The sequence below is a fragment of the Streptomyces sp. LZ34 genome (assembly GCF_053890475.1).
Genome location: NZ_CM132680.1, coordinates 10,805,976 through 10,827,475 on the forward strand (window position 1 = coordinate 10,805,976; position 21,500 = coordinate 10,827,475).

The 21,500-nt window shown below is 67.8% G+C and carries 19 protein-coding genes and 2 pseudogenes; 6 read left to right on the forward strand and 15 right to left on the reverse strand.

Annotated elements, in window-relative coordinates; all coding sequences use genetic code 11:
- Nucleotides 1-8: 8 nt before the first annotated feature.
- From ACWY4P_RS46375 to ACWY4P_RS46395, 5 genes are all read right to left on the reverse strand, one after another.
- Nucleotides 9-2,438 (reverse strand): TIM-barrel domain-containing protein, encoded by a 2,430-nt coding sequence (locus tag ACWY4P_RS46375; RefSeq protein ID WP_456206830.1) that lies wholly within the window; start codon nt 2,436-2,438, stop codon nt 9-11.
- 96 nt (nt 2,439-2,534) lie between these two features.
- Nucleotides 2,535-3,494, reverse strand: a complete 960-nt coding sequence (locus ACWY4P_RS46380; RefSeq protein ID WP_456206831.1) for a carbohydrate ABC transporter permease — start codon at nt 3,492-3,494, stop codon at nt 2,535-2,537.
- 9 nt (nt 3,495-3,503) lie between these two features.
- Nucleotides 3,504-4,412: a carbohydrate ABC transporter permease gene (locus ACWY4P_RS46385; protein ID WP_456206832.1), complete on the reverse strand. Its 909-nt coding sequence runs from the start codon at nt 4,410-4,412 to the stop codon at nt 3,504-3,506.
- Between the two features lie 9 nt (nt 4,413-4,421).
- Complete coding sequence (locus tag ACWY4P_RS46390) at nt 4,422-5,786, reverse strand: ABC transporter substrate-binding protein (RefSeq protein WP_456206833.1); 1,365 nt, start codon at nt 5,784-5,786, stop codon at nt 4,422-4,424.
- Between the two features lie 87 nt (nt 5,787-5,873).
- The gene (locus ACWY4P_RS46395; RefSeq protein WP_456206834.1) at nt 5,874-6,989 is read right to left on the reverse strand and encodes an enolase C-terminal domain-like protein; all 1,116 of its coding nucleotides are present in this window, start codon (nt 6,987-6,989) and stop codon (nt 5,874-5,876) included.
- 84 nt (nt 6,990-7,073) lie between these two features.
- Here ACWY4P_RS46395 and ACWY4P_RS46400 point away from each other — a divergent pair, with 84 nt between their 5' ends.
- On the forward strand, nt 7,074-7,877 hold the full coding sequence (locus ACWY4P_RS46400) for a FadR/GntR family transcriptional regulator (RefSeq protein WP_456206835.1): 804 nt from the start codon (nt 7,074-7,076) through the stop codon (nt 7,875-7,877).
- A 222-nt stretch (nt 7,878-8,099) separates the two neighbouring features.
- On the forward strand, nt 8,100-10,070 hold the full coding sequence (locus ACWY4P_RS46405) for a right-handed parallel beta-helix repeat-containing protein (protein ID WP_456206836.1): 1,971 nt from the start codon (nt 8,100-8,102) through the stop codon (nt 10,068-10,070).
- Between the two features lie 31 nt (nt 10,071-10,101).
- Here the strand turns inward: ACWY4P_RS46405 and ACWY4P_RS46410 are convergent, their stop codons facing one another.
- Nucleotides 10,102-10,416, reverse strand: coding sequence for an integrase core domain-containing protein (locus tag ACWY4P_RS46410; protein WP_456206837.1), 315 nt, complete (start codon nt 10,414-10,416; stop codon nt 10,102-10,104).
- Nucleotides 10,417-10,484: 68 nt separating this feature from the next.
- Here ACWY4P_RS46410 and ACWY4P_RS46415 point away from each other — a divergent pair.
- A pseudogene (locus ACWY4P_RS46415) lies at nt 10,485-11,443 on the forward strand (IS3 family transposase); the annotation flags it as partial.
- Between the two features lie 336 nt (nt 11,444-11,779).
- On the opposite strand, the gene ACWY4P_RS46420 reads toward ACWY4P_RS46415, so the two are convergent.
- The 5 genes from ACWY4P_RS46420 to ACWY4P_RS46440 all read right to left on the reverse strand — a co-directional run bounded on the left by ACWY4P_RS46420 (nt 11,780) and on the right by ACWY4P_RS46440 (nt 14,059).
- Entirely contained in the window at nt 11,780-12,673 is an 894-nt protein-coding gene (locus tag ACWY4P_RS46420) for an NAD-dependent protein deacetylase (RefSeq protein WP_456206838.1), read from the reverse strand.
- 456 nt (nt 12,674-13,129) lie between these two features.
- Complete coding sequence (locus ACWY4P_RS46425; RefSeq protein WP_456206839.1) at nt 13,130-13,438, reverse strand: helix-turn-helix domain-containing protein; 309 nt, start codon at nt 13,436-13,438, stop codon at nt 13,130-13,132.
- Nucleotides 13,439-13,455: 17 nt separating this feature from the next.
- On the reverse strand, nt 13,456-13,581 hold the full coding sequence (locus tag ACWY4P_RS46430; protein ID WP_456206840.1) for a hypothetical protein: 126 nt from the start codon (nt 13,579-13,581) through the stop codon (nt 13,456-13,458).
- 71 nt (nt 13,582-13,652) lie between these two features.
- The gene (locus tag ACWY4P_RS46435) at nt 13,653-13,880 is read right to left on the reverse strand and encodes a hypothetical protein (protein WP_456206841.1); all 228 of its coding nucleotides are present in this window, start codon (nt 13,878-13,880) and stop codon (nt 13,653-13,655) included.
- Entirely contained in the window at nt 13,877-14,059 is a 183-nt protein-coding gene (locus ACWY4P_RS46440; protein ID WP_456206842.1) for a hypothetical protein, read from the reverse strand. The genes ACWY4P_RS46435 and ACWY4P_RS46440 overlap by 4 nt, the downstream gene beginning before the upstream one ends.
- Nucleotides 14,060-14,882: 823 nt before the next feature.
- On the opposite strand from ACWY4P_RS46440, the gene ACWY4P_RS46445 reads away from it, so the two are divergent.
- Both ACWY4P_RS46445 and ACWY4P_RS46450 read left to right on the forward strand, forming a co-directional pair.
- A complete protein-coding gene (locus ACWY4P_RS46445) occupies nt 14,883-15,026 on the forward strand; it encodes a hypothetical protein (RefSeq protein ID WP_456206843.1) in 144 nt (47 codons plus the stop codon).
- Nucleotides 15,027-15,944, forward strand: a pseudogene (locus ACWY4P_RS46450) (integrase core domain-containing protein).
- Nucleotides 15,945-16,023: 79 nt separating this feature from the next.
- Here the strand turns inward: ACWY4P_RS46450 and ACWY4P_RS46455 are convergent.
- Nucleotides 16,024-16,599 (reverse strand): TetR/AcrR family transcriptional regulator, encoded by a 576-nt coding sequence (locus ACWY4P_RS46455; RefSeq protein ID WP_456206844.1) that lies wholly within the window; start codon nt 16,597-16,599, stop codon nt 16,024-16,026.
- Between the two features lie 81 nt (nt 16,600-16,680).
- Here ACWY4P_RS46455 and ACWY4P_RS46460 point away from each other — a divergent pair, with 81 nt between their 5' ends.
- Nucleotides 16,681-17,448, forward strand: a complete 768-nt coding sequence (locus ACWY4P_RS46460; protein ID WP_456206845.1) for an SDR family NAD(P)-dependent oxidoreductase — start codon at nt 16,681-16,683, stop codon at nt 17,446-17,448.
- Nucleotides 17,449-17,589: 141 nt separating this feature from the next.
- Here ACWY4P_RS46460 and ACWY4P_RS46465 read toward each other — a convergent pair whose 3' ends face one another.
- The 3 genes from ACWY4P_RS46465 to ACWY4P_RS46475 are packed head-to-tail and all read right to left on the reverse strand — an operon-like array spanning nt 17,590 to nt 21,499.
- The gene (locus tag ACWY4P_RS46465; RefSeq protein ID WP_456206846.1) at nt 17,590-18,942 is read right to left on the reverse strand and encodes an alpha/beta hydrolase domain-containing protein; all 1,353 of its coding nucleotides are present in this window, start codon (nt 18,940-18,942) and stop codon (nt 17,590-17,592) included.
- 34 nt (nt 18,943-18,976) lie between these two features.
- Nucleotides 18,977-20,719 (reverse strand): CocE/NonD family hydrolase, encoded by a 1,743-nt coding sequence (locus tag ACWY4P_RS46470; protein WP_456206847.1) that lies wholly within the window; start codon nt 20,717-20,719, stop codon nt 18,977-18,979.
- A gap of 33 nt (nt 20,720-20,752) precedes the next feature.
- Nucleotides 20,753-21,499 (reverse strand): SDR family oxidoreductase, encoded by a 747-nt coding sequence (locus ACWY4P_RS46475; protein ID WP_456206848.1) that lies wholly within the window; start codon nt 21,497-21,499, stop codon nt 20,753-20,755.
- Nucleotide 21,500 lies beyond the last annotated feature (1 nt).

Genomic DNA, 21,500 nt, shown 5'->3' on the forward strand with positions numbered 1-21,500 from the left:
AGTGTCACTCACTTGAGTTGGTGACTTACCGGCTGGCCTCCGTAGTGAACAGCGGGGCCGTCCGTTTGAGGCTCGCCCAAGCCGAGGCCGCCGCGCGTGCCCACCACGATGGGCCGGAAGTCCCGGTGTGCGGATATTCCGGCACCTGCGCCGGTGGGCTCGACGAGGAACCGCGCCGCGGTGTCGGACCAGCGCAGCGATGTGTACGTGAACTCACCTTGCTCGTAGCCGAATCCGTCACCAGCATCGTCGTAAAGGTCGAACCGGCCGTCGGTGCCCGGGTAGATGCGGACCTCCAGCGGAGGGTCGACTACCTCCTCGGCGTGGGGAACTACGGGTCCGAGCGGAAGGATCGAGCCGGCCCGAACGAAGATGGGCATGTGCTCGAGCGGGGCCGCGGCATCGATGGTCCGGCCCCCGGTATGCCGCTCGCCCGTCCAGAAGTCGTACCAGTCGCACCCGGCGGGAAGGTAGACTTGCCGGGTCCGTGTGGCCTCGATGATCGGCGTGGAGCCTGGGCCGTAGTACATGGGTTCGGTCACCGGGCAGATCATCAGCGCGGGCCCGATCATCAACTGGTCGTCGATGTCGTACACGGCCGGATCGCTGCGGAAGTCGAAGGCCAGCGCGCGCACGCTGGTGTAGCCACGGTGGGCTTCCCAGCCCTGGAGCGTATAGAGGTAGGGCAGCAGTCGGTAGCGCAGGCGGATGAAGGCGAGGATTGTTTCATAGGTGGTGTCGCCGACGTCTCCGAAGCGCCAGGGTTCGCGCGGGGTGTCGGTGCCGTGCGAGCGGAACATCGGTAGGAACGCGCCGAATTGCAGCCAGCGGACGTAGAGCTCGCGGTATCCGAGGTCGCCGCAGCCGTCGGGGAAGTCCCCTCGCCAGAACCACTGTTCCTTGCGATCGACGAAGAACCCGCCGATGTCGCAGGACCAGCGGGGGTTGCCCGTCATGCAGAAGTTGAGCCCGTCGGCGATCTGGGCGCGCAGCGTGGTCCAGGTCGCGGTCACGTCTCCCGACCAGGTGACCGCTCCGTAGCGCTGCTGGCCCGGATAGCTCGACCGGGTCAGCACGACGGGTCGTTTGTGCGGGTCGGCCCCGCGCTGGCCCTCGTACAGGGTGCGTGTGTGCATCAGCGAATAGGCGTTGAGGTGTTCGGCGTCGAGATACTTCTTGCTCTCGTCGGTGTTGATACGCGCTCGGGTGGCGGCGTCGGGTTTGGCTGTGCCGTTCCAGTCTCCTTCGAACGGCTCGGTGCAGTCGGCCCACCAGGCATCGACCCCGAACCGGAAATACCCCTCGTCGGCCTGCTTCCAGTAGAGCTTCCTGGCATCCGCGCTGAAGGCGTCATAGGTGGCGTCGTTGCCGAGCAGGTGTCCCTGTTCCCGCATCTCGACCTGGTCGGGTCCGTCATTGTGCATGTTGGGCCACACGGAGACCATCAGGCGCGTGTTCAGGGCATGGAGGTCGGCGCAGAGTCGGCCCGGGTCGGGGTAGCGGACCGGGTCGAAGCTCTTCTGCCCCCACAGTTCTCCGGTCCAGCTTTTCCAGTCCTGCACGACGCAGTCGAGGGGGATTCCCCGCCGCCGGTGTTCGCGGGCGATCTCGACAAGTTCTTCTTGGGAGGCGTAGTGCTCCTTGGACTGAAAGTAGCCGAGCGCCCACCGGGGCAATAGCGGCACCTGGCCTGTCAGCGTCCGGATGCGCCTGACGATCTCATCGATCTCCGGGCCGAGGATGAAGTAATAGTCCAACTCATCGTCGGTCTCGGTCCAGAAACGGGTTCCGTCCTGGCCGTCGGAGAATGAGGCGAACGCATAGCTGTCCCACAGCATTCCGTAGCCGGCGGTGGACACGATGACCGGGGCGGCCACCTTCATGTTCTGCTGATACAGGTACTGCCGGTGCCCACGGTAGTTGAGGATGCCTTCCTCGTGCTGGCCCAGGCCGTAGATCGCCTCCCCCTCGGAGAGTTCCAGGCGCAGCGTGGTCGAGTACGCCGTACGGTCCACGACGCGCGGCACGGAGTCGGTCACCGCCTTCAGTCCGTCGGCTCCGCGCACGTTCGTTGTGTGCGCGTCCGCGGCGAGGAGGGGGCGGTGGACATCGATCTCTTCGAGCGTTTTCGTCTCTGCTCCGTCGTGCGGCTCGCGCACCAGCAGCCGGCCCGAACTGTCCGCCCAGGTGAACGCGCCGCTGAGGGCGTCGATCCTGAGCTGCAGTGCGGGAGTCGACATGAGGAGTCCGCCGTCGACTTCGGCCACGTCCGGGGCGGTGGCAGGTGCCGGGAGGATCATGAGGCTCTCGGCAGTGCCGAAACGGCCCCGCCGGGTCTGCACTACTCGCATGATCTCGGGGCCCAGGACCTGAATCCTCAGCCGCCCGGTGTCGGTGAGGACGACGACCGCGTCGCCATCGACGTGGTAGCTGGTCACGAACATCGTGGTACTTCCGTCTCTGGCTGGGTCAGTTGGCCGACCTGACCGCTTCGCCGCTCGCAAGGGGATGGTCGAGGCGACACGGCGCAGGTTTCACTCCTTGGTGGCGCCGGCCAGCATGCCGGAGACCAGGGCTCGCTGGGAGAAGAGGAACACCAGGAGCACGGGCAGGATCGTGACGAGGGCGGCCAGGGCGAGTTCCGGGCGCATGATCTGGGTTCCGAGGCCGGCAGAGGTGTTGAAGACCGACGAGGAGGTGAGCAGGTTGTTCAGCCCTACCTGGGCCGGGTATTGCGAACTGTCCGGCAGCATCACGAACGGCAGGAAGAAGTTGTTCCAGTTGCCGACGAAGTTGAAGAACCCGACCAGTGCGATGACCGGTTTGGCCAACGGCAGGGCGACGAGCCGGAAGACCTGCCACTCCGAGCAGCCGTCCATCCGCGCGGCGGCCAGCAGGTCGGCCGGGAGGTTGGAGGAGAAGTAGATGTAGGTGAGGTAGACACCGAACGGGAAGAACGAGAAAGGCAGGATGACCGACCAGATCGTGCCGTCCAGATGGACGGCGTTGAGCTCGAGATACAACGGCAGAACCAGCGCGGCCGAGGGCATCAGCATCACGAGCAGCGTGATGGTCAGCAGCAGTCGGCGGCCGATGAACCGGGTGAGTGCCAGGCCGTATCCGGCGGGGATGCCGGTGACGAGGGTGATGAGCAGCGCGCCGAAGGTGTACAGGGCGGAGTTCCTCAGCCAGCCGAGGATGGCCCCGTCCTGGAAGCTGTACAGGTTGTGCCAGGTGTGGGCGAGCCGGTCCAGGGATCCGAAGGAGAACGGGTCGCCGCGGAGGATCTGCCCGTCGCTCTTGGCCGGGGCGAGCAGCAGCCAGATCACCGGCAGCACGAAGAACAGCAGGAAGAGGCCGAGGATGATGAGCCATGTGGTGCGGGCGGCCAGGCTCTTCGGGCGGATCCGCCGCGGTTTGGTGGGACGGCCGGAGCCTGTGTGGGGCTCGGCGGCCGTGGGCCGGGCCCGGTGGGCGGAGGAGGTGAGCGTCATGGCGGCCTTTCAGTCCCGGTCGAACAGCCCGGCACGGAAGACGACGAGTGCCGCGCAGCCGAGCCCGAGGAGGAGCAGGTCGACCGAGAGCGTTGCGGCGCCGTTGAAGTCGCCCGCCTGGAAGGCGTACTGGTAGGAGAGCTGATTGGGGGACCAGCTGTCGGGGATCACGCCCCAGCTGGCGGTGGAGACCAACTGAGGTTCGACGAACAGTTGGGTGCCCGCCGCGAAGGCGAGGATCAGCATGTAGGCGATCCACTTGGTGAGCATCGGGATCTGGATGCGCAGCGCGATCTGCAGGGTGCTCGCGCCGTCGATCCGGGCCGCCTCCAGGATTTCGTCGGGGATGTTGTTGAGCGCCCCGTACATGATCACGATCCAGCCTCCGGCCCCGGTCCAGAAGGCGATGACGGTGAAGAGCACTGGTAGATGGCTGGGGGAGATGACCTGGGCGAGGGTGTGCCAGCCGAGGGTGTCAAGCAGCCATCCGACCGGGCTGGAGGCCGGGTCGAGCAGGATGAGCCACAGCAGCACACTCGCCACCCCGGCGAGCGCCCCCGGCAGATAGAAGAGGAACCGCAGGGCGGAGGCGGTTCGGCGCATCCGGCCGTGCAGCATCAAGGAGAGCAGCACGACCAGGACCATCAGCACGACGAGCCAGATCAGCAGGTACAGCCCGATGTGAGCGAAGGCCGGGCCGAAGCGGTAGTCGGCGAAGGTGCGGGTGAAGTTGCCGAGTCCGACGTACTGACCGCGGGAGTTGGACAGGGCCAGCCAGATGGCGTAGGCGGTGGGCAGGACACCGAAGGCGAGCAGCAGGAGGACGTAGCCGGAGACGAAGAAGTATCCGGCGCGGCCGAGCGGGTTGCGGGCGCTGCGGTCGCTCCGCTTCGGTCGGGTGGCGGAGATGACGGTCATCGGTTCACATCACCGCTCGACCGTGTAGCCGAGGGACTTGGCCTTGTCGGTGATGGCGGTCTGCCAGTCACCGAGCGTATCGGTGAGCGGTTTCCCCGAGTTGAGAGCGGGGACGACGGTGGAGGCGTAGATCGCCTCGTTGCTGTACTGGGTGGCGGACCAGCCCGGCCACACCCGCTCGGCGGCCCGTTGGAAGGTGCCGCCGATATCACCGGCGAAGTAGCCGGTCCTGGCCTGGTTGGCGAGCCAGGCGGTGGCGGCCTTCTTGTAGGCGGGATAGGTGCCGGCGGTGGCCTGGTAGTCGTTGGAGGTGGTCATCCAGGTCACCAGGTCGGAAGCCGCCTTGAGGTTCTTGCTGTGGGAGGAGATGAACCACAGGCCACCGCCGACATTGCCGGTGTAGTTCGTGGTGTCGCCGTCGAACTTCAGGGGAGCGGCCGCCGCTATCCGGCCCTTGGGGGTCTTGAAGGTCGAGTGGAACAGCACCTGGCCGTACCAGGACGGGCCCGGGAGCATGAGAACCTTGTCGGCCTTGTTCTTGACGAAGCCGGCGCTGAAGACGGTGTCCTTGGAGACCGACCCCTTGGCGATCAGGCCGTCGAGCAGCTTGGCCATCCGGATGCACTTGGGGTCTTTGAGGTTCACGGTGACCTTCTTGCGGCCGGTGACGGTGCTCGCGGGACACCGGCTCGCCCAGAAGTACACCTCCGGGGCGTAGGAATCACCGGCGGTGCCGACGAGATAGCCCGGGTGCTCCTTGGCGACCTTCTCCCCGAGGGCCTGGTACTCCTCCCAGGTGGTCGGGACGGTGTACCCGAAGGTGTCCATCAGCTTCTTGTCGTACCAAAGGACGTTCTGGGCCAGGTCGTTGCGGACACAGTAGGTATCGCCGTTGAAGACGCATGGGCCCAGGGCGCCGTCGGCGAAGCCGCTGAGGGTGGTCTTCGGGATGATGTCCCGGTTGACGGGGGCGGCGTAGGGCGCCCTGCCCTGGGAGGCCCAGGTGGCGTCGTTGACGTTCGCGCTGAAGGCGACGTCGGGCCAGCCGCTGCCGGTCCGGTCGAAGAGCTGCACCTTGGTCTGCAGGTCGTTGGCTCCGTTGGCGTCGCCGCTGTACGTGACGATCTTCATCTTCACGTCCGGATGGGCCTTCTGATAAGCCTTCACGCCCGGCACGCGGGTGGCGTCCGCCCATACCGTGATCTCGCTGCCCGCCTTCTGGGTCACGGGGGAGAACTTCGCGGCTGGCTCGTTCGCCGAGGGGGTGGGATCCGCACTGGCGCACCCGGCCAGCGAGAGCAGACACACGACACCGACAGCCGCGATGGCGCCTGTGACACGTGGACGAGAGGAGTACCGAACACCGTTGTTCATGGCTGACCTCGTTTTGCGCTGGGATGCGGGACGATCGTGCGGGATGAAGGACGCGGGCGGGGACGCCCGATGGTCATGCCTTGGGGGTCATGCCTTGGGCGGGGTGGCCGTCTCCGCGTCGACGTACGGTTGGAGGACGGCCGGGTACTCGAGTCCGGCGGGCAGCGCGACGCCGTGGCCGGTGGGGGCGTGGACGATGCCATCGGCGTCGATGCCGCTCTCACGGCTGATGGGGTTCCCTATCACCAGGGACTCGTAGTACGTGGTGTTGGAGATGGCCATACACAGGTGCCGATTGGGGATTTCGGGTCCGTGTACCTCGGCGCGCAGCCGGAAGGCGTCGGCGAGGTGGGCGGTGCGCATGGCGCCGGTGAAGCCGCCCCGCAGCTGGGTGGAGGCGCGGACACCAAAGGTGGCGGCGCCCGCCTGGATGAAGTCGGCGGAGTTCATATGCGCCCCGTCGGAGGTCTCGGCCACGAGCAAGGGCACGCTCACCGCGTCCGCCAGGCGCTGGTACGCGGTAACGCTGAACTCTCGCATCGGTTCCTCGTACCAGAGGTAACCGGCATCGGACAGAGCGTTGCCGACATGGATGGCGTCGGGCAGATCGAAGCCCGCGGAGCCGTCGAACATCAGCGGGATGTCGTCGCCGACATGCTCGCGCAGCGCCACGGACAGCTTGGCGTCGCGTCGCGCGTCGCCCCAGGCGTGCAGCTTGATGGCCGGGTAGCCGAGCTCCAGCGCCTGGTCGGCGATGTCCAGGTACTCCGCGACGGAGGAGTAGGTGACAGTGGAGGCGTACGCGGGGATGGAGGTGCGGTAGCCGCCCAGAACCTCCCAGGTGGGCCGGCCCGCGAGGCGCCCCGCCAGATCCCACAGTGCCGTGTCGACGAGGCCGAGGAGGTACAGCGGCAGTTCCTCGGTGCGATCCAGTTCCCACAGCCGGTGCCAGAGCCATTCGCGCCGCAGCGGATCCTGACCCAGCAACTCCTCGCGCAGCACCCGGTCCAGCAGGTCCGCCAGCATGAGGCCGGAGCCGCGCCGCGGGCTCATCGCCACACCGTCGACCCCTTGGTCGGTGCGGATGTGCAGCACGGCGGCCTCACCTTCCGGCGGGCTGCCCCTCAGGCCGTGCCGCCAGACGAACGGCGGGTCGGCGGCGGGGACACGGATCGGATAGCTCGCGACATCGGTGATGCGCACGGTGTCCCACCTCACAGAGAAGCTGAAAATACCTCGGGAAACATAAGTCGTCATACGAATATCGTCAAGCCGTTGAGGGCTAGAATGCGGACACGCATCGGAGCGGAGGGGGCGGTCGCCATGACGGAGACGGGCACGGACAGCGGTGGGGGTCCGCCCCCGATGCGGCCCTGGCTCAGGCGGCCCGCCCGGCTGGCGTACGCCGTTGTCGAGGCACTCGCCGACCGGATCGTGGCGGGCCACTTCCCTCCCGGCTCGGCGCTGCCCATCGAGCCCGAGCTGTGCGAAACCTTCGGGGTCAGCCGCACCACCATCCGTGAGGCGGTCAAGGCCCTGGAGGCCAAAGGGCTGGTCCGCGCCAGACAGGGTTCCGGAACCACGGTCACACCGCAGGAAGACTGGAACCTTCTGGACCCCGTCGTGCTGGCCGCCACCTTCCAGCACGACGACCAACTCGTGGTTCTCGACCAGCTCGTCGGCGTGAGATCGGCGCTGGAGTCCCAGATGGCCGCCCAGGCGGCCGTCCTGGCGACGGAGGACGATCTCCGTGCCATCGAAGAGCTGCTCGTGCGGTTGGACGCGGAGACCGCGGCCCCGTATCGCTTCATCGAGACGGATCTCGTCTTCCACGGCCGGATCATGGAGGCGTCGCGGAACCGGCTCGCGAGCTCCATCGTCCGCAGCGTCCACACCCAGGCCCGGACCACCTCTCTGTACAGCGGCGCACCCGACACCCGTGCCTGTGAACTGGCCAACGCAGAGCACCGGCATCTGATGGAGCGCCTGCTCGCCCGGGATCCCAAGGGGGCCGCGCAGGCCATGACGTCGCACATCGAAGACGCCTGGCAGCGCCGCCGTTCACCGGCCGGCCGCCGGTCGGCGGAGTAACCGGGCGCCACTTCTCGTATCCCCGGGCTGCACGGCACGGGGATACGAGAAGTTACTGTTCGGTATCTATTGCCGCTATTCGTATGACGACTAATGTAACCGCCGCTTCGTTTTCGCCACTGCTCCGCAGCCACCCAGCCGGACCACGAGAAGTCCGGCTCCACACCTTCGGGAAGGTGCCACGTGCGGTTCACACGTTCATTCCCCTCACCACAGGACCGGGTGAGCAGAGCCTGCCTGACAGTGGCCGTGGCCCTCGCCACGGTGACCGCGACGGTGCTGGGCCAGGCAACGCCCGCCTTCGCGGCGCGGGCGGCGACCGTCCACGTCTCACCGGGCGGCCACGGCACCGCCTGCTCAGCGGCCCACCCCTGTTCGATCGGGCAGGCCAAGGCGAAAGTGCGGGCCCACAACTCGCATATGAGGGCCGATATCGTCGTCCAACTCGCAGGCGGTCCCTACCGGCTCTCCGCGCCGCTGACCTTCACCCGGGCCGACTCCGGCACCAACGGGCACACCGTCACCTGGAAGGCCGCGCCTGGTGCCCGCCCCGTCATATCGGGGGCGCGGAAGGCCACCGGCTGGACACCGCAGGACCCCGCGAAGAATATCTGGAAGGCCAAGGTCGGCACCGGTTTCGATATCCGGCAGCTGTACGTCGACGGAGTCCAGGCCACCCGCGCCCGTACCCAACTGGACCGCGCCGACCTGACCGCCGACGCGAACGGCTACACCTTCACCGGCGGCGCGCTGAAGTACCTCAACAGCCTGGCCGATCCCGGCCGTACGGAGATCGATGCCCTCGGCTCCTTCACCAACCGGTACTCCCCGGTGGCGGGCATCAGCGACGGCGTCATCACCATGGAGCAGCCGGCCTGGAACAACAACACCTTCGGATACGACACCATCACCAACCCTTTCCGGAAGGGGCCGCTGTACATCGAGAACGCGTATGAGTTCCTCGACTCGGCGGGCGAGTGGTACCTGAACACCCGTACCGGGACCCTGTACTACAAGCCCCTCCCGGGCCAGGACATGTCCACCGCCGATGTGGAGATGCCGAGGCTGGAGTCGCTCCTCTCCGTCGGCGGCACCTACCGTGCCCCGGCGACCCGTATCGCCTTCTCCGGCCTGCAGTTCTCGCACACCAGCTGGCTGCAGCCGTCCACCGGCCAGGGGTACGCCAACCAGCAGACCGGCGCGTTCGTCCACGGTGACTGGGAGCGTCCGTCGGACGCGCTGAACTCCTGCCAGTTCGGCTGCCGGCTCTTCGAGGCGACCCGTCCCCACTGGCACCAGATGCCGGCCGCCGTCCAGGTGTCGGCCGCCTCCCACATCAGCTTCACCCGCAACCGGTTCACCCAGCTCGGCCAGGTGGCCCTCGGCATCGGCAACGACGCCAACGCACACGCCACGGGAGTCGGGCTCGGTACCGACACCATCAGCGTGACCGGCAACGTCTTCACCCAGGACGCGGGCGGCGGTGTCGTGGTCGGCGGTGTCCAGGCCGACGCCCATCACCCCAGCGACAGCCGCATGACCAACCGGAACATCACCATCAGCAACAACGTGATGCACGACCTCGCGCTGGACTACCGCGACATGACGGCCGTGCTCGTCACCTACGCCACCAACGCCACGGTCTCCCATAACGAGATCTACGACATGCTCTACACCGGCATCGCGATCGGCTACGGCTGGGGCACCAACGACCCCGGGGGCAGCCAGGACTACCTCAACCGCGGGCTGTACGACTTCCAGCCCGTATACACCACCCCCACCACGTTGAAGAACCTCAGGATCACCGGCAACCATCTGCACAGCGTGATGCAGCAGATGGACGACGGCGCCTGCATCTACACCCTCTCCGCCGCGCCGGGCACCCTCATCGACCGGAACTACTGCGCCGACAACAACGGCCACTACGGCATCTACCACGACGAAGGATCACGTAGCTATACCGACAGCAACAACGTCTTCCGCAACACCGGCGACTGGAACCATGAGAACTCCAACTCCACCAACAACACGGGCGCGCTCACGGTGACGGACAACTGGACGAGCAACGGCTCCATCAGCCTGCGCGACGGGGAGCGCGGCAACACGGTTTCCGGCACTGTCGTCGTCAGCGACGGCAACTGGCCCCGCGGCGCCAAGCGGGTCATGGAGAACGCCGGCGTCCGCCACAAGTGACTGTCCCTGCCGAACACCTCATCCGTGCAGGTCATGCTGCATCTTGGTATTCGTGGAGGATGCCGCCGAGGTGGTCGCGGCGGCGTATGTCGAGGCGGGTTAACTTGTCCGGGTCGTCAATTGTTGGGGGCAGTGGGTGCAGCGGTCGAGCGTTGGCGATGCCCTGGTGCGGTCGGTGGGTGTTGTAGAACCGCTCGTACTTGTGCAGGGCGTGGAGGAGGTGGCGCTGGTTCCAGATCAAGGCCCGGTCCAGGAGCTCGCGTCTGCAGGTCTGTACCCACCGCTCAAAGGCGAGACTGTCTTTGTCGCGATCACGCATGGGCAGAAGCCGTATCAGCGTGAACATGCTCGTCAAGGCCAGGTATGAACCGCCCCGGATCGAATGGAGACTCGATTTCATGAAAGGATCGAGTCATGGCACGACCTTCCCGTTACCCGCTTGAGCTCCGTCGCCGTGCGGTGCGCATGGTCGCCGAGGTGAGCGACGACTACCCGAACGAGACGGCCGCCTTGCAGGCGGTGGCAGAGAAGCTCGGCATCGGCTCCCGCGAGACGCTGCGGAACTGAGTGAAGCAGCACGAGATCGACGCGGGCCGGCGTCCGGGGACGACGACGGAGGAGTCCGCCCAGCTCAAGGCGTTGAAGAAGGAGAACGCCGAACTCAAGCGGGCCAACGAGATCCTGAAGTCCGCGGCGAGTTTCTTCGCGGCCGAGCTCGACCGGCCACACACGCGCTCGTAGCGTTCATCGACGAGCACCGGGACCGCTTCGGCGGCGTCGAGCCGATCTGCAGAACCCTCACCCAGCACGGCTGCAAGATCGCCCCTTCCAGGTACTACGCCCGCAAGAAACACCTTGAAACTCCGTCCGCCCGTTCCGTGCGCGATGAGGAACTCAAAGAGCGGATCCAGGAGGTCTACACGTCCAACTACCGCGTCTACGGAGCCCGGAAGATCTGGCGCGAGCTGAACCGGCAGGAACACGCCGTGGCCCGCTGCACCGTCGAGCGCCTCATGCGCGAACTCGGCATCACCGGCGCCGTCCGAGGCAGGAAGGTGATCACGACGATCATCGATCCGGCCGCCGAGCGGGCCCCGGACCTCCTGGACCGCGACCTCGTCGCCAGTGCCCCCAACCGCTGCTGGGTCGCCGACTTCATGCATGTCGCCACCTGGAACGGGGTCGTCTACATCGCCTTCGTCGTGGACACCTTCTCCCGGCGCATCGTCGGCTGGTCCGCCGCTACCACCAAGGAGACCAGGCTCGTCCTGGACGCCCTGGAGATGGCGCTGTGGCAGCGCGACCGGGATGGACTCCCCTACACTCAGGGCGAGTTGATACATCACTCGGACGCGGGGTCGCAGTACACATCGTTCGCGCTGGCCAAGCATCTGGACCGAGCAGGGATCGCGGCATCGATCGGCTCGATCGGCGCCGCGCTCCAGGCGGTGCAGCAGGCGGCGTCGGAGTACCGGCGGTGTGCCCTGGCGATGCTGAGCGGGACCGAGGAAGCCGAGGCGGAGACGCGCCGGGTGTACGCGACCGAGCGGAATCGCCGCTGGTCGGGGCGAACCCGAACGGTGAGGGCTGGTGTTCTGGCCAGTCGGCAGGGGCGGCGGGGCGCAGCCCGTAAGGGGCCTCCCGCGATCTGTACCGACAGTCGGATAGGGATGGTCCCCCGCTCCCGGCTCCGTCACGCCTGCTCCGCGTCAGGCCTGTGCCGACTCTGGGATGCCCAGTCGGCTGGCCACGGCGGTGAGGGCCGTTCCCAGCGGGAGCGCGACCCGGGTGACGGCGTGCCGGTCGCCCCGGGTCGGGTCCAGGTTGACGATCAGCACCGGCTTCCCGGCCTGGGCCGCTTGGCGGACGAACCGGAGCCCGGACATCACCGTCAGTGAGGATCCCAGGACCAGCAGCGAGGTCGCCTCGCGGACCAGCTTGCGGCAGTGCTCGACCCGCCGTGGTGGAACGGCTTCGCCAAAGAACACCACGTCCGGTTTGAGAATGCCGCCGCAGACCGTACAGGGCACCACGCGGAAGTCCCCGACCTGTTCGTCGGTGAGGTCGGCGTCACCGTCCGGGTTGATTCCGGCGGCCACCGGCTCGAAGCCCTCATTGGCCTCCTCCAATCGTCGGGCGAGTTCGCGGCGCGGGCCGAGGGCGCCGCAGGAAAGGCAGACGACCCGGTCCAGGCTTCCGTGAAGTTCCACGACGCTCTCGTTGCCGGCAGCCTGGTGAAGGCCGTCGACATTCTGGGTGATCAGACCTGAGAGCAGGCCATGCCGAGCAAACGCGGCCACGGCCCGGTGCCCGGGGTTGGGGCGGGCGCGGCCGAAGGTGCGCCAGCCGAGGTGGCTGCGAGCCCAGTACCTGCGCCGGGCCTGGGCGTCGGCTATGAAGTCCTGGTAGGTCATCGGGGTATGCCGGTTCAGGCTCCCGCCCTCGCCCCGGTAGTCGGGGATGCCCGACTCCGTGGAGATGCCGGCCCCGCTGAGTACCAGCACACCGCCGGTGCTCAGCGCTTTGGCGACCGGTTCCAGATCCGTGCTGCCCGGCGGCAGGTCCTCGGTAGGGGTCCAGCTCAAAGTGGGACGCATGCGCATGCCGCCAGAATACGGAACAGGCTGCCACCCCCGCTTCCGCCGTCGATGGCACCATCTGGGCGTTCACGGGCCCGGCGCAAGGGGCCGGAAGGTCGCCGACGCCAGCCCAGCGCCGTTTGCCTTGGGCGCGTCGGGGCCCAGACGGGATCGACTCGGCGGACCAGGTGTCGTCTGTCCAGTGGGTTGCCCTCGTATATGGAGTGGCCGGCCCGTCATCGGGCAGGCGCGCCGTCGAACGTGACCGCTGTTCCCGCGGCCATCCGCCGGGCCGGGCGGAAGACGACACTCAAGTTCGGGTACGGCAGCACCATCGTTTCGATACCGGGGCCGGCAGGCGGATCAGCCGTATCACCACGACCGGCATGCTGCCTCAGAAGGACCCGTTGTTCTGAGGTCCGGCACATACGAACCAGCGGGTCAGTCCGGATGACCGGCGCCCGCAAGCCTGAGCGGGTGTCAGCTTTCCGTGGTGTGTGGTTGGGGCCATGTGGTCTGGGTGGCGTGGTCGTGGAAGTCGGCTCGCAGGGTCAGTGCGCCGCCGAGGGCGGTGATGTAGGCGGCCATGGTGTCGATCTGCGGGGTGCTGGCTCCGTTTTCGATCTGGGCGATGCGAGCCTGGCTGACGCCCAGTGCGCGGGCCAGTTCCCGCTGGCTCATGCCCCGGCTGCGTCGGGCCTCTTTGAGGAAGGTTCCCCAGGTGTGGGTGGTGGTTTCCTCGGGCGGTGTCGCGTTGGGGCGTTCGGCCGGGTGTGTGGTGGGGTTCATGGTGGCCGTTGTCCTTGTCAGTCGACGCTGCCGCGTGGGGCGATCCACTGGTGGGGCTGTCCGGTCACCTTGGCGATGGTTTCGAAGTCCGCGTCGTAGTACAGCAGTGTCAGCCCGGACAGTTCGGCGGTGGCGGCGGTCATCAGGTCGACTGCTCCCGGTCCCTGGTGCCAGCTCGAGGTGACGAGGAGGTCCTGCACCTGCCGGGCCCGGGTCAGCGCACGGTCGGGTACGGGGTCCAGCCGAAAGCGTCGTGGAGGTAGCGTTCCAAGAGGGTTCGTTCCTCGCGGCCGCCGACGGCGCGGACCAGTTCGAGTTCGGTGATCTCGTACACGCTCGCCCGGCCCTCGTCCAGGACGGTGGCCCAGTGTCGTTCCACGGCGGGGGTGCGGAACAGGCGGTTGCAGGCGCTGGTGTCGATCAGGTATTGGGACGCGCTCACGCGGGACGGGCCTCGCCGAAGGCACCGCCTTCGCCGGCGAGCTCGCTCAGCCGCTGCCGGGCTGCGCGGCGCTGGTAGATCGCGCCGACCGCGATGTCCACCGCCTTCGCCACGGTCTCGGTGTCATCCTCGGTGTGCAGGAGCTGCTTGGCCTCGGCCGGGGTGTCCTGCGTCTGCATCCCATGGATCGGGGAAGGAGGTGTCGGTGCGCTCGGCCCGCGCGGCCAAAGTCGCCGGACCGTGGTCACTCGAAGGAGGGGTACGTCGCCCGACTGACGCCGACTGGCGCGTAGTGTGCGGGGTGCATACTTCTTGGGCTTCATGTACTGGTGTAGGTCTCTGAACGGACCACTACAGAGTGGTACGGATGGTTATAGAGAGTGGTCACTGGGCTGGGGGTCAAGGGGTCGCAGGTTCAAATCCTGTCGTCCCGACCAGCATCATCGCAGGTCGGAGGCCGTTTCCGTGGGTAGCGGAGGCGGCCTTGACCATGTCCGGGCTGGGAGCAAGTGGGAGCCCTCTGGGAGCCCTCGTGCTCCCAACTCGCAGACGTGTCAACGGTGCCCGATTCGTCCGTCACCCGATCAGGTAGACCTACCGCGCCGTACCGAGCCCCTGTGCGCCGTCGTCAACCGCAAGCCCCCGGGGTCACCCCATCGATTCGGATGCTCTCTGCATCGAGAGGCATAAGAACCCCTTGTCGGCTCTCGACTCCCTTTCGGGGTGGGAGCACGATCTCGTGCTCCCCATGCGACAGGGGGGAAGCTGTGGGCTGAGGGCCTCGGTCGGCGTGTTTCCGCAGGCAGCCGGTGCTCGGGTGTCCCGGTCGCAAGGTGCCTGCCGCGTCAAGACGAGGTAATGCCCCTTGGCGTCCGCCGGCAGACGGGGCACTCCCAGGGCGTGAGCGCCCTATCGGGCTCTGTAGCGCCGTAGCGAGACAGCCTGTGCCGCTCGAAAAGTCATCGCCGCAGGTGAGCGGGGTGCGGTCAGTCCGCTGGGATCATGTCCTCCGTGATCGTGCCCTTGCTGTACAAGGTGACCCGAAAGCTGCTCACTGTTCCATCGGTGCTCCTACGTCGCGGGACAGCGAAGGACGCGGAACTGCTGGTGCTGCGGCACGAGAACGCGGTCCTGCGTCGCCGCTAGTTGGCCGGATCGGTCCGCTATGAGCCTGCCGACCGGTTCTGGTTCGCCGCCCTGTCCGGGCTGATACCCCGGCGCCACTGGCGCGAGGTCTTCCCTGTCACCCCCGGCACCCTGCTTGCCTGGCATCGCAGGTTCATCGCCGCGAAATGGGACTACACCGCGCGCCGGGGCACCGGTCGCCCACCCACCCCGGCAGCGATCAAGAAGCTCGTCGTGCGGCTGGCGAGGGAGAATCCGACGTGGGGGCACCGGCGGATCCAAGGGGAGCTGGCCCGACTCGGGCATCGGATCGCCGCCTCGACGGTGTGGGAGATCCTCAACGCGGCCGGCATCGACCCCGCGCCACGTCGCGCAGGCCCCACCTGGCGCGAGTTCCTGACCGCGCAAGCCGAGGGCATCATCGCGGCAGACTTCTTTCACATCGACACCGCACTCGGCAGGCGGTTGTACGCGCTGGTGATCGTCGAGCACGGCACCCGGCGGCTGCACATCACCGGGGTCACAGCCCGCCCGACCCGGGACTGGGCGGTGCAGCAGGCGCGGAATCTCACTGCCGACCTGGGCATACGCATCGAGTCCCTGCGCTTCTTGCTGCGCGACCGCGATGGCGAGTACGGCGAGGCATTCGACGCCGTCTTCCAGGCCGAGGAGATGGAGATCCTCGAAAGTGCGCCACAGGCTCCCCGCATGAACGCGCACTGCGAACGCATCATCGGCAGCATCCGACGCGAAGCCCTCGACCACGTCCTCGCGGCCTAGGAGCGGCACTACAACGAACACCGACCCCACCAGGCCCGCAACCAGCTACCACCCGACGCCCACGAACAACCCGCCGCGGCGCATGGCCTCAGCGCCGGCAAAGTCCTGCGCACCCGGCTCCTCGGCGGCCTCATCAACGAGTACAGATATGCAGCATGACATGCAGCGATGACTATTCGAGCGGCACAGGGTGCGGCCCGCCAAGACCACTCGGCAGTGGATGCGCTCATGTGCCTCGTCAGTTGAGTCGCGCCCGGTCGGTGAAAAGGGCTCGATGCAGCATGGCGCGGACGCGGTGGTCCATCCGGCCGCGGTGGGCATCGTCGTTGTCCGCCATCACGCCGGCCGCCATGGGGAAGGCCAGCATCACGTCCTGGACTTCGACGGCCGGGTGGACGAGTCCGGCCCGGCGGCCGCGTTCGAGGTGCGGCTGGAACGCGGCCACCGTGCGGGTGGACAGGCCGGTCAGCCAGTCGAGGTCCGCGCCGGACAGGGCGCGGGCGAGGCTGCGGTTGTCGCGCTGCATGTCGAGGACGAAGTCGAGGAGGCGCACGATGCCGTCCGGGCGCTCGCCGAGTTCGATGGCGTGCTGCTCGATGCGTGTGACGTTGTCCTCGAAGACCGTCGCCGCGAGTTCCTCGCGCGTGGCGAAGTTGCGGTACAGCGTCGTCCGGCTGACATCCGCGGCGCGGGCGATCTCCTCCAGGGCGACATCGGGGCCGGACTCGGCGAATGTCCGGCGGGCGGCTTCCAGCAGCCGTTCCCGGTTGCGGGCGGCGTCGCGTCGCTTGGTGCGCTGGGCGTCCTCTGGCATGCCCCGCAGACTACTGGCGATTATCCGTACACCCATGTACGTTTCTTGGGTCGTGGCAGGGCACACCAGGAAGGAACACCGATGGAAGGCATCAAGGACAAGGTCGTCGTCTTCGCGGGCGCAGGTGGGCTCGCCACCGCGACAGCGAGGTTCCTGGGCTCCGGCGGTGCCAGGATCGTGGTGAGCGACGTTGTCGAGGCCTCCGCGGAGGCCACGCTCCAAGCCGCCCGGGACGGCGGGGGAGACGGCGTCGCCATGGTCGTCGACATCTCGGACGAGGACCAGGTCAGGAGCCAGATCGACCGGGCGATGAAGGAGTGCGGGCGGATCGACGGACTGTTCAACGTGGCCGCCAACATCCATCCGGAGGAGGTCGCCAAGGACACCCATGTGGTGGACATCGACCTGGCGGCTTGGCAGCGCACGCTCGACGTCAACCTGACGGGCTATCTGCTGACCCTCAAGCACGCCCTGCCCCACATGATCGCGGGCGGCGGCGGATCCGTGGTGAACACGATGTCCGGTGCCGTCTACGCCGGTATGGCGGACAAGGTCGCGTACTCGGTCACGAAGGCCGGGGTGGGGGCGCTGACCCGGCATGTCGCCCGCAAGTACGGCAAGGCCGGAGTGCGTGCCAACGGTGTCGCGCCGGGCTTGGTGATGACGGAGGCGACCAGGCTGAACCTGCCGGAGGAGTTCCGCGACATGATCCTCACGACGACGCCCGCACCGCGTCACGGCAGGCCCGACGACATCGGTGCCACGGTGGCGTTCCTGCTGTCCGACCTGTCGGAGTGGATCACGGGGCAGGTGATGTGTGTCGACGGCGGTACCACGATGCGTGGGTAGTGAGCCTCCCGCTGAACAGCCAGGTCGCCGCTCACGGACGTGCTCACCTCTCATCAGCAGACCTCATCCACGCCTTGATCGGTACGACTGCGGCGGGAACCGGCACCACGCCGGTTCCCGCCGCAGTCGTACCCGCTTCCGCTACGGGATCTCGACCTTCTCCGCCTCGCGCCGCATGGCGTCGGCGTCCTCCGCGAGGAGCCAGCCCTCGGCGACGAGTTCGTCCAGCCGGCGGTTGAAGCGCTCGACGTAGTCGGACGAGTCCTGGTACAGCTGCCGCAGCTTCCGCGGGTCGAACGGCTCTTCGCTGCCGACCGTCAGATAGCTCGGAGTGCCGTCCGGGTTCGTCGGGTTGGGCCGGTACGCGGAGTGCGGGACGTCCAGCTGCACACAGCGGACCCCGCCCCGGCTGTTGCCGTGCGCGTCCGTGGCGAAGTAGCCGTCCGGGCCCACCTCTATGCGCTCGGCGCGGGGTGGCACGGTGCCGTTGGCCACCCACTCGACCAGGTGATGCAGGCCCACACTGAACAGCTCGAAGTGCGGCAGGCTGCTCATCCGCGGGCCGAAAGTGGCGTCGGGCTCGTCCGGGAACGTCGCCTGCCACAGGGACACGTCGTCGTAGGGCGCGTGCCGAGTGCCCATGTGCGGGACCGCGGCCAGCTCGTAGAGGCGGAACTGGTCGCCGGGCTTGTCGCTGTCGTCGCGACGGTACCGGCGGCCTCCGTAGCCGGGGCTGAGCGAGTAGTCGGGGCGGGAGACGTCGCCGTCGCTCATGACCTGCACCACCGGCACGCCGACGTCGTGGAAGGCCTCGAAGGGGAAGCCCGACGGGAAGAAGCCGTCGTAGACCGGTGAACCGTCGCCGAGACGCTGAACGTCGTGGGTGTCGCGGATGTAGTACGTGGTCACGCTGCCGGTCTGCGAGTGGCCGGCGAGGATGACGTGGGCGACGTGCCATCCCGCGAACGGCCCTTGGGGTGAGCGGAGCGCGGCGCCGGCCTGGGCGAGGATCGTGCCGGCCGCCCGGTTCCGGCGTTCCAGCTCCGACCAGAACACCTGGGCGAGCTCGGGCCTGCCGAAGTTCGGGTTCGCGTCGAAGTCCGCGGTGTCGGGCCCCTCGATGCGCAGGGCCTCGTAGCGCTCCGGGTTGGACGGCTGCACGTGCAGGTCGAGCGTCGTCTTCTGCGCGGTGATCTCCACCCAGGCGTGGCCCGAACGCATGATGTAGGGGGCGGTGTAGATCCAGATCGGCGCGATCCCGTGGACGTGCAACGGCTCGGCGATCACGGTGCCGCTGAAGCGGGCGCCGTCACGGGGCCGCCGAACCAGCAGCGTCGTCGCGTAGGGGTGGCCGTCCTCCTCGCCGGAGGCGATCCACTCCTCCTCGACGTAGTCGTACGTGTCGAGCGGGGGCACGTGGGTGCCGTACGGGGCGAACGTCGCCGAGCCGTCCTTGGGTGATCGTCGCAGGACAGCGGGGGTCACAGCTTGCATGGCGCTCCTTGATGGGCGTGCGGGGGCAGGGCCGTCAGCGGGGGATGACCGGAAGGATCAGGCGGGAGGGGTGCAGCTCGTCGTGGAAGATGTGCTGGGTGGCCGGCACCGTCTTGGCCGTGGAGGCGTGGGTGATGCGCTCGCCGGTGTTCGGGTTGAGGTCGTAGGTGGGGAACTCGCTGGAGGAGATGTCGAGGCGGATGCGGTGCCCGGCCTTGAAGACGGTGCTCGTCGACCACAGGCTGATCTCGTAGCAGTACGCCGCCCCCGGCGTCCGGGGCTGTGTCACCCCGTGTCCCGTGCGGACGACGCCCTGGCAGACGTGGACGGCGCTGCCGTCGGGGAAGACCTCGACCAGCTTCGCGGTGAAGTCGGTGTTCTCCACGGATGACGAGGCCCACAGCTCCAGCGTCACCGGACCGGTGACCTCCACGTCGGTCGCCAGCGGCGGGGTCGTGTAGACAAGCACGTCGGGCCGCTCGGCGACGGCCTTGAGGTCGACGGGGTCGTTGTATGTGGGGCCCACTCTGAGTGAGCCGGGCACGGGGTCGCTCGGGTCGTACACGAACACGTCCGGCGGCTCGTCGGCCGGCGGCTGGGTCGACAGGCCGCGGACATCGTCGGTGCGGCGGAGGTAGTACGGGGTCCACTGCGTGCGGGCCAGGGGCCACTCGCGCTCCTCGCGCCAGACGTTGTCCCCCATCACGTACAGCTGGACCGGCGGTTCCTCTTCGTAGCCCGGCAGCTCGCCCTTGAGGTGATGGGCGAAGAACCGCATGACCGGCGCGTCCGGGCCGAAGTCGATGAGCAGCCCGGCGTTCGGATCGGCGTCGGGCCGGACCTGGGTGCTGATGTGGTTCCACGGTCCGACGACCAGCCGTTGTCCCTTGCGGGTCCGCTCGGTGGCGCCCTGACGTGTCAGCGTGGTGTAGGCATCCAGGCCGCCCTTGCCGAAGAAGTCGTACCAGCCGGCCAGGTGGAAGGCCGGCAGATCGATGTTCTGAATGTGGTCGGCGGCACTGATCTGTCGCCAGTACGGGGCCTTCCCGTCGTCGTGGTCGCACCAGTCGCGGAACCAGGGCGCCAGCTCCCGCAGTTCCTCGATGTCCCGCAGGGGACGGCGGTCGAGAAGCGTACGGGTTCCCTCCATCTCCAGCCGGAGCATCTCGGCGAGCTTCCCCGGGTCGGCGAGGCCGGCCTCGCTCATGATCTTGTCGGCCTCGGCGAACCTGGGCAGCGGCGATGCCGTGTCCCGGCGGTCGGCCTCCTCGGTCGTCATGAGGGCGCTCCAGCTCAGCGCGAGGCCGAGGTGGATCACGCCGGGTGCGTAGTACCACGTGCTGTCGCTCCAGTCCCAGGAGCACGTGAACGGGGCGATCGCGACCAGGTGGGGCGGCCGGGCGATGGCGGCGGTCCACTGCGTGTAGCCGCTGTAGGACATGCCGTACATGCCCACCTTGCCGTTCGACCACGGCTGCACCGCCGCCCACTCGACGGTGTCGTAGCTGTCCTCCACGTCGGGGTGGAAGGGGTAGAACTCGCCTTCGGAGCCGTACCGGCCGCGGCAGCTCTGCACGGCCACGGCGTAGCCCTGCCGGGCGATCATCTGCCCGAACCTCGCCATGATCCCGTCACGGATGTTGTACGGGTAGCGCTGCACGAGCACCGGGTACGGGCCAGGTCCGGCGGGCCGGAAGATGTCGGTACGCAGGCGGATGCCGTCGCGCATCGGCACCATCACGTCGTTCTCGACGACGAGGTCATCGACGTCAGCCATGTCGTAGTGCCCTTTCGTGTTGCTGCCGGATCGTCAGCGCAGGGCGCTGCCGATGCTGATTCCGCCGTCCACGTCGAGGACCACGCCCGTCACGTATCCGGCCGCTTCCGAGCACAGGTAGGCCGCGGCCTCGGCGATGTCCGTCGGGTCGCCGATGTGCTTCATGGGCACGCGGGCGGCGAGCTTGGCGCGGGCGGCGTCGTCCATGGAGGCCAGCATCGGAGTGTCGATGAGGCCGGGTGCGATCGCGTTCGACGTCACGCCGTGTGGGGCGCCTTCGAGCGCGATGGTGCGGGCCATACCGAGCACGCCCGCCTTCGCCGCGGCGTAGTTGGCCTGGCCGAAGTTGCCGCGCCAGGACATGGAGGAGAACGACAGGATCCGTCCGTACTCCCGCTGTTTCATATGCGGGAACACCGCGCGGGTGCAGTGGAACATGCCCCGCAGGCTCACGTCGATCACGGCGTCCCACTCGCCGTCGGTCATTCGCTCCAGGCGGTTGTCCCGGATGACCCCGGCGTTGTTCACCAGAACGTCCACGCGGTCGTAGGCCGCGAGTGTGTCGGTGACCCACGCGTCGACCTGCCGGGCGTCCGCCACGTCCACGACCGACGTTCGCACGTCACCACCGCACTGGGTGGCCGTCTCCTTCACCGCGGCCTCGTTGACGTCGCACAGTGCCAGCTGCGCGCCCTCCGCCGAGAACCGGAGCGCCATGGCCCGGCCCAGTCCCTGCCCGGCTCCGGTGATCATCACGGTCCGGTCCACATAACGTCGCACG

What these genes read in the sequence shown, in the direction of transcription:
- ACWY4P_RS46460 (WP_456206845.1), top strand. Translation starts at nt 16,681, where the DNA reads ATGGAAGGCATCAAGGACAAGGTCGTCGTCTTCGCGGGCGCAGGTGGG.
- ACWY4P_RS46465 (WP_456206846.1), bottom strand. Translation starts at nt 18,942, where the DNA reads ATGCAAGCTGTGACCCCCGCTGTCCTGCGACGATCACCCAAGGACGGC.
- ACWY4P_RS46425 (WP_456206839.1), bottom strand. Translation starts at nt 13,438, where the DNA reads ATGAACCCCACCACACACCCGGCCGAACGCCCCAACGCGACACCGCCC.
- ACWY4P_RS46380 (WP_456206831.1), bottom strand. Translation starts at nt 3,494, where the DNA reads ATGACGCTCACCTCCTCCGCCCACCGGGCCCGGCCCACGGCCGCCGAG.
- ACWY4P_RS46430 (WP_456206840.1), bottom strand. Translation starts at nt 13,581, where the DNA reads ATGACCGCCGCCACCGCCGAACTGTCCGGGCTGACACTGCTGTACTAC.
- ACWY4P_RS46410 (WP_456206837.1), bottom strand. Translation starts at nt 10,416, where the DNA reads ATGTTCACGCTGATACGGCTTCTGCCCATGCGTGATCGCGACAAAGAC.
- ACWY4P_RS46400 (WP_456206835.1), top strand. Translation starts at nt 7,074, where the DNA reads ATGCGGACACGCATCGGAGCGGAGGGGGCGGTCGCCATGACGGAGACG.
- ACWY4P_RS46420 (WP_456206838.1), bottom strand. Translation starts at nt 12,673, where the DNA reads ATGCGCATGCGTCCCACTTTGAGCTGGACCCCTACCGAGGACCTGCCG.
- ACWY4P_RS46385 (WP_456206832.1), bottom strand. Translation starts at nt 4,412, where the DNA reads ATGACCGTCATCTCCGCCACCCGACCGAAGCGGAGCGACCGCAGCGCC.
- ACWY4P_RS46455 (WP_456206844.1), bottom strand. Translation starts at nt 16,599, where the DNA reads ATGCCAGAGGACGCCCAGCGCACCAAGCGACGCGACGCCGCCCGCAAC.
- ACWY4P_RS46470 (WP_456206847.1), bottom strand. Translation starts at nt 20,719, where the DNA reads ATGGCTGACGTCGATGACCTCGTCGTCGAGAACGACGTGATGGTGCCG.
- ACWY4P_RS46445 (WP_456206843.1), top strand. Translation starts at nt 14,883, where the DNA reads ATGTCCTCCGTGATCGTGCCCTTGCTGTACAAGGTGACCCGAAAGCTG.
- ACWY4P_RS46440 (WP_456206842.1), bottom strand. Translation starts at nt 14,059, where the DNA reads ATGCAGACGCAGGACACCCCGGCCGAGGCCAAGCAGCTCCTGCACACC.
- ACWY4P_RS46390 (WP_456206833.1), bottom strand. Translation starts at nt 5,786, where the DNA reads ATGAACAACGGTGTTCGGTACTCCTCTCGTCCACGTGTCACAGGCGCC.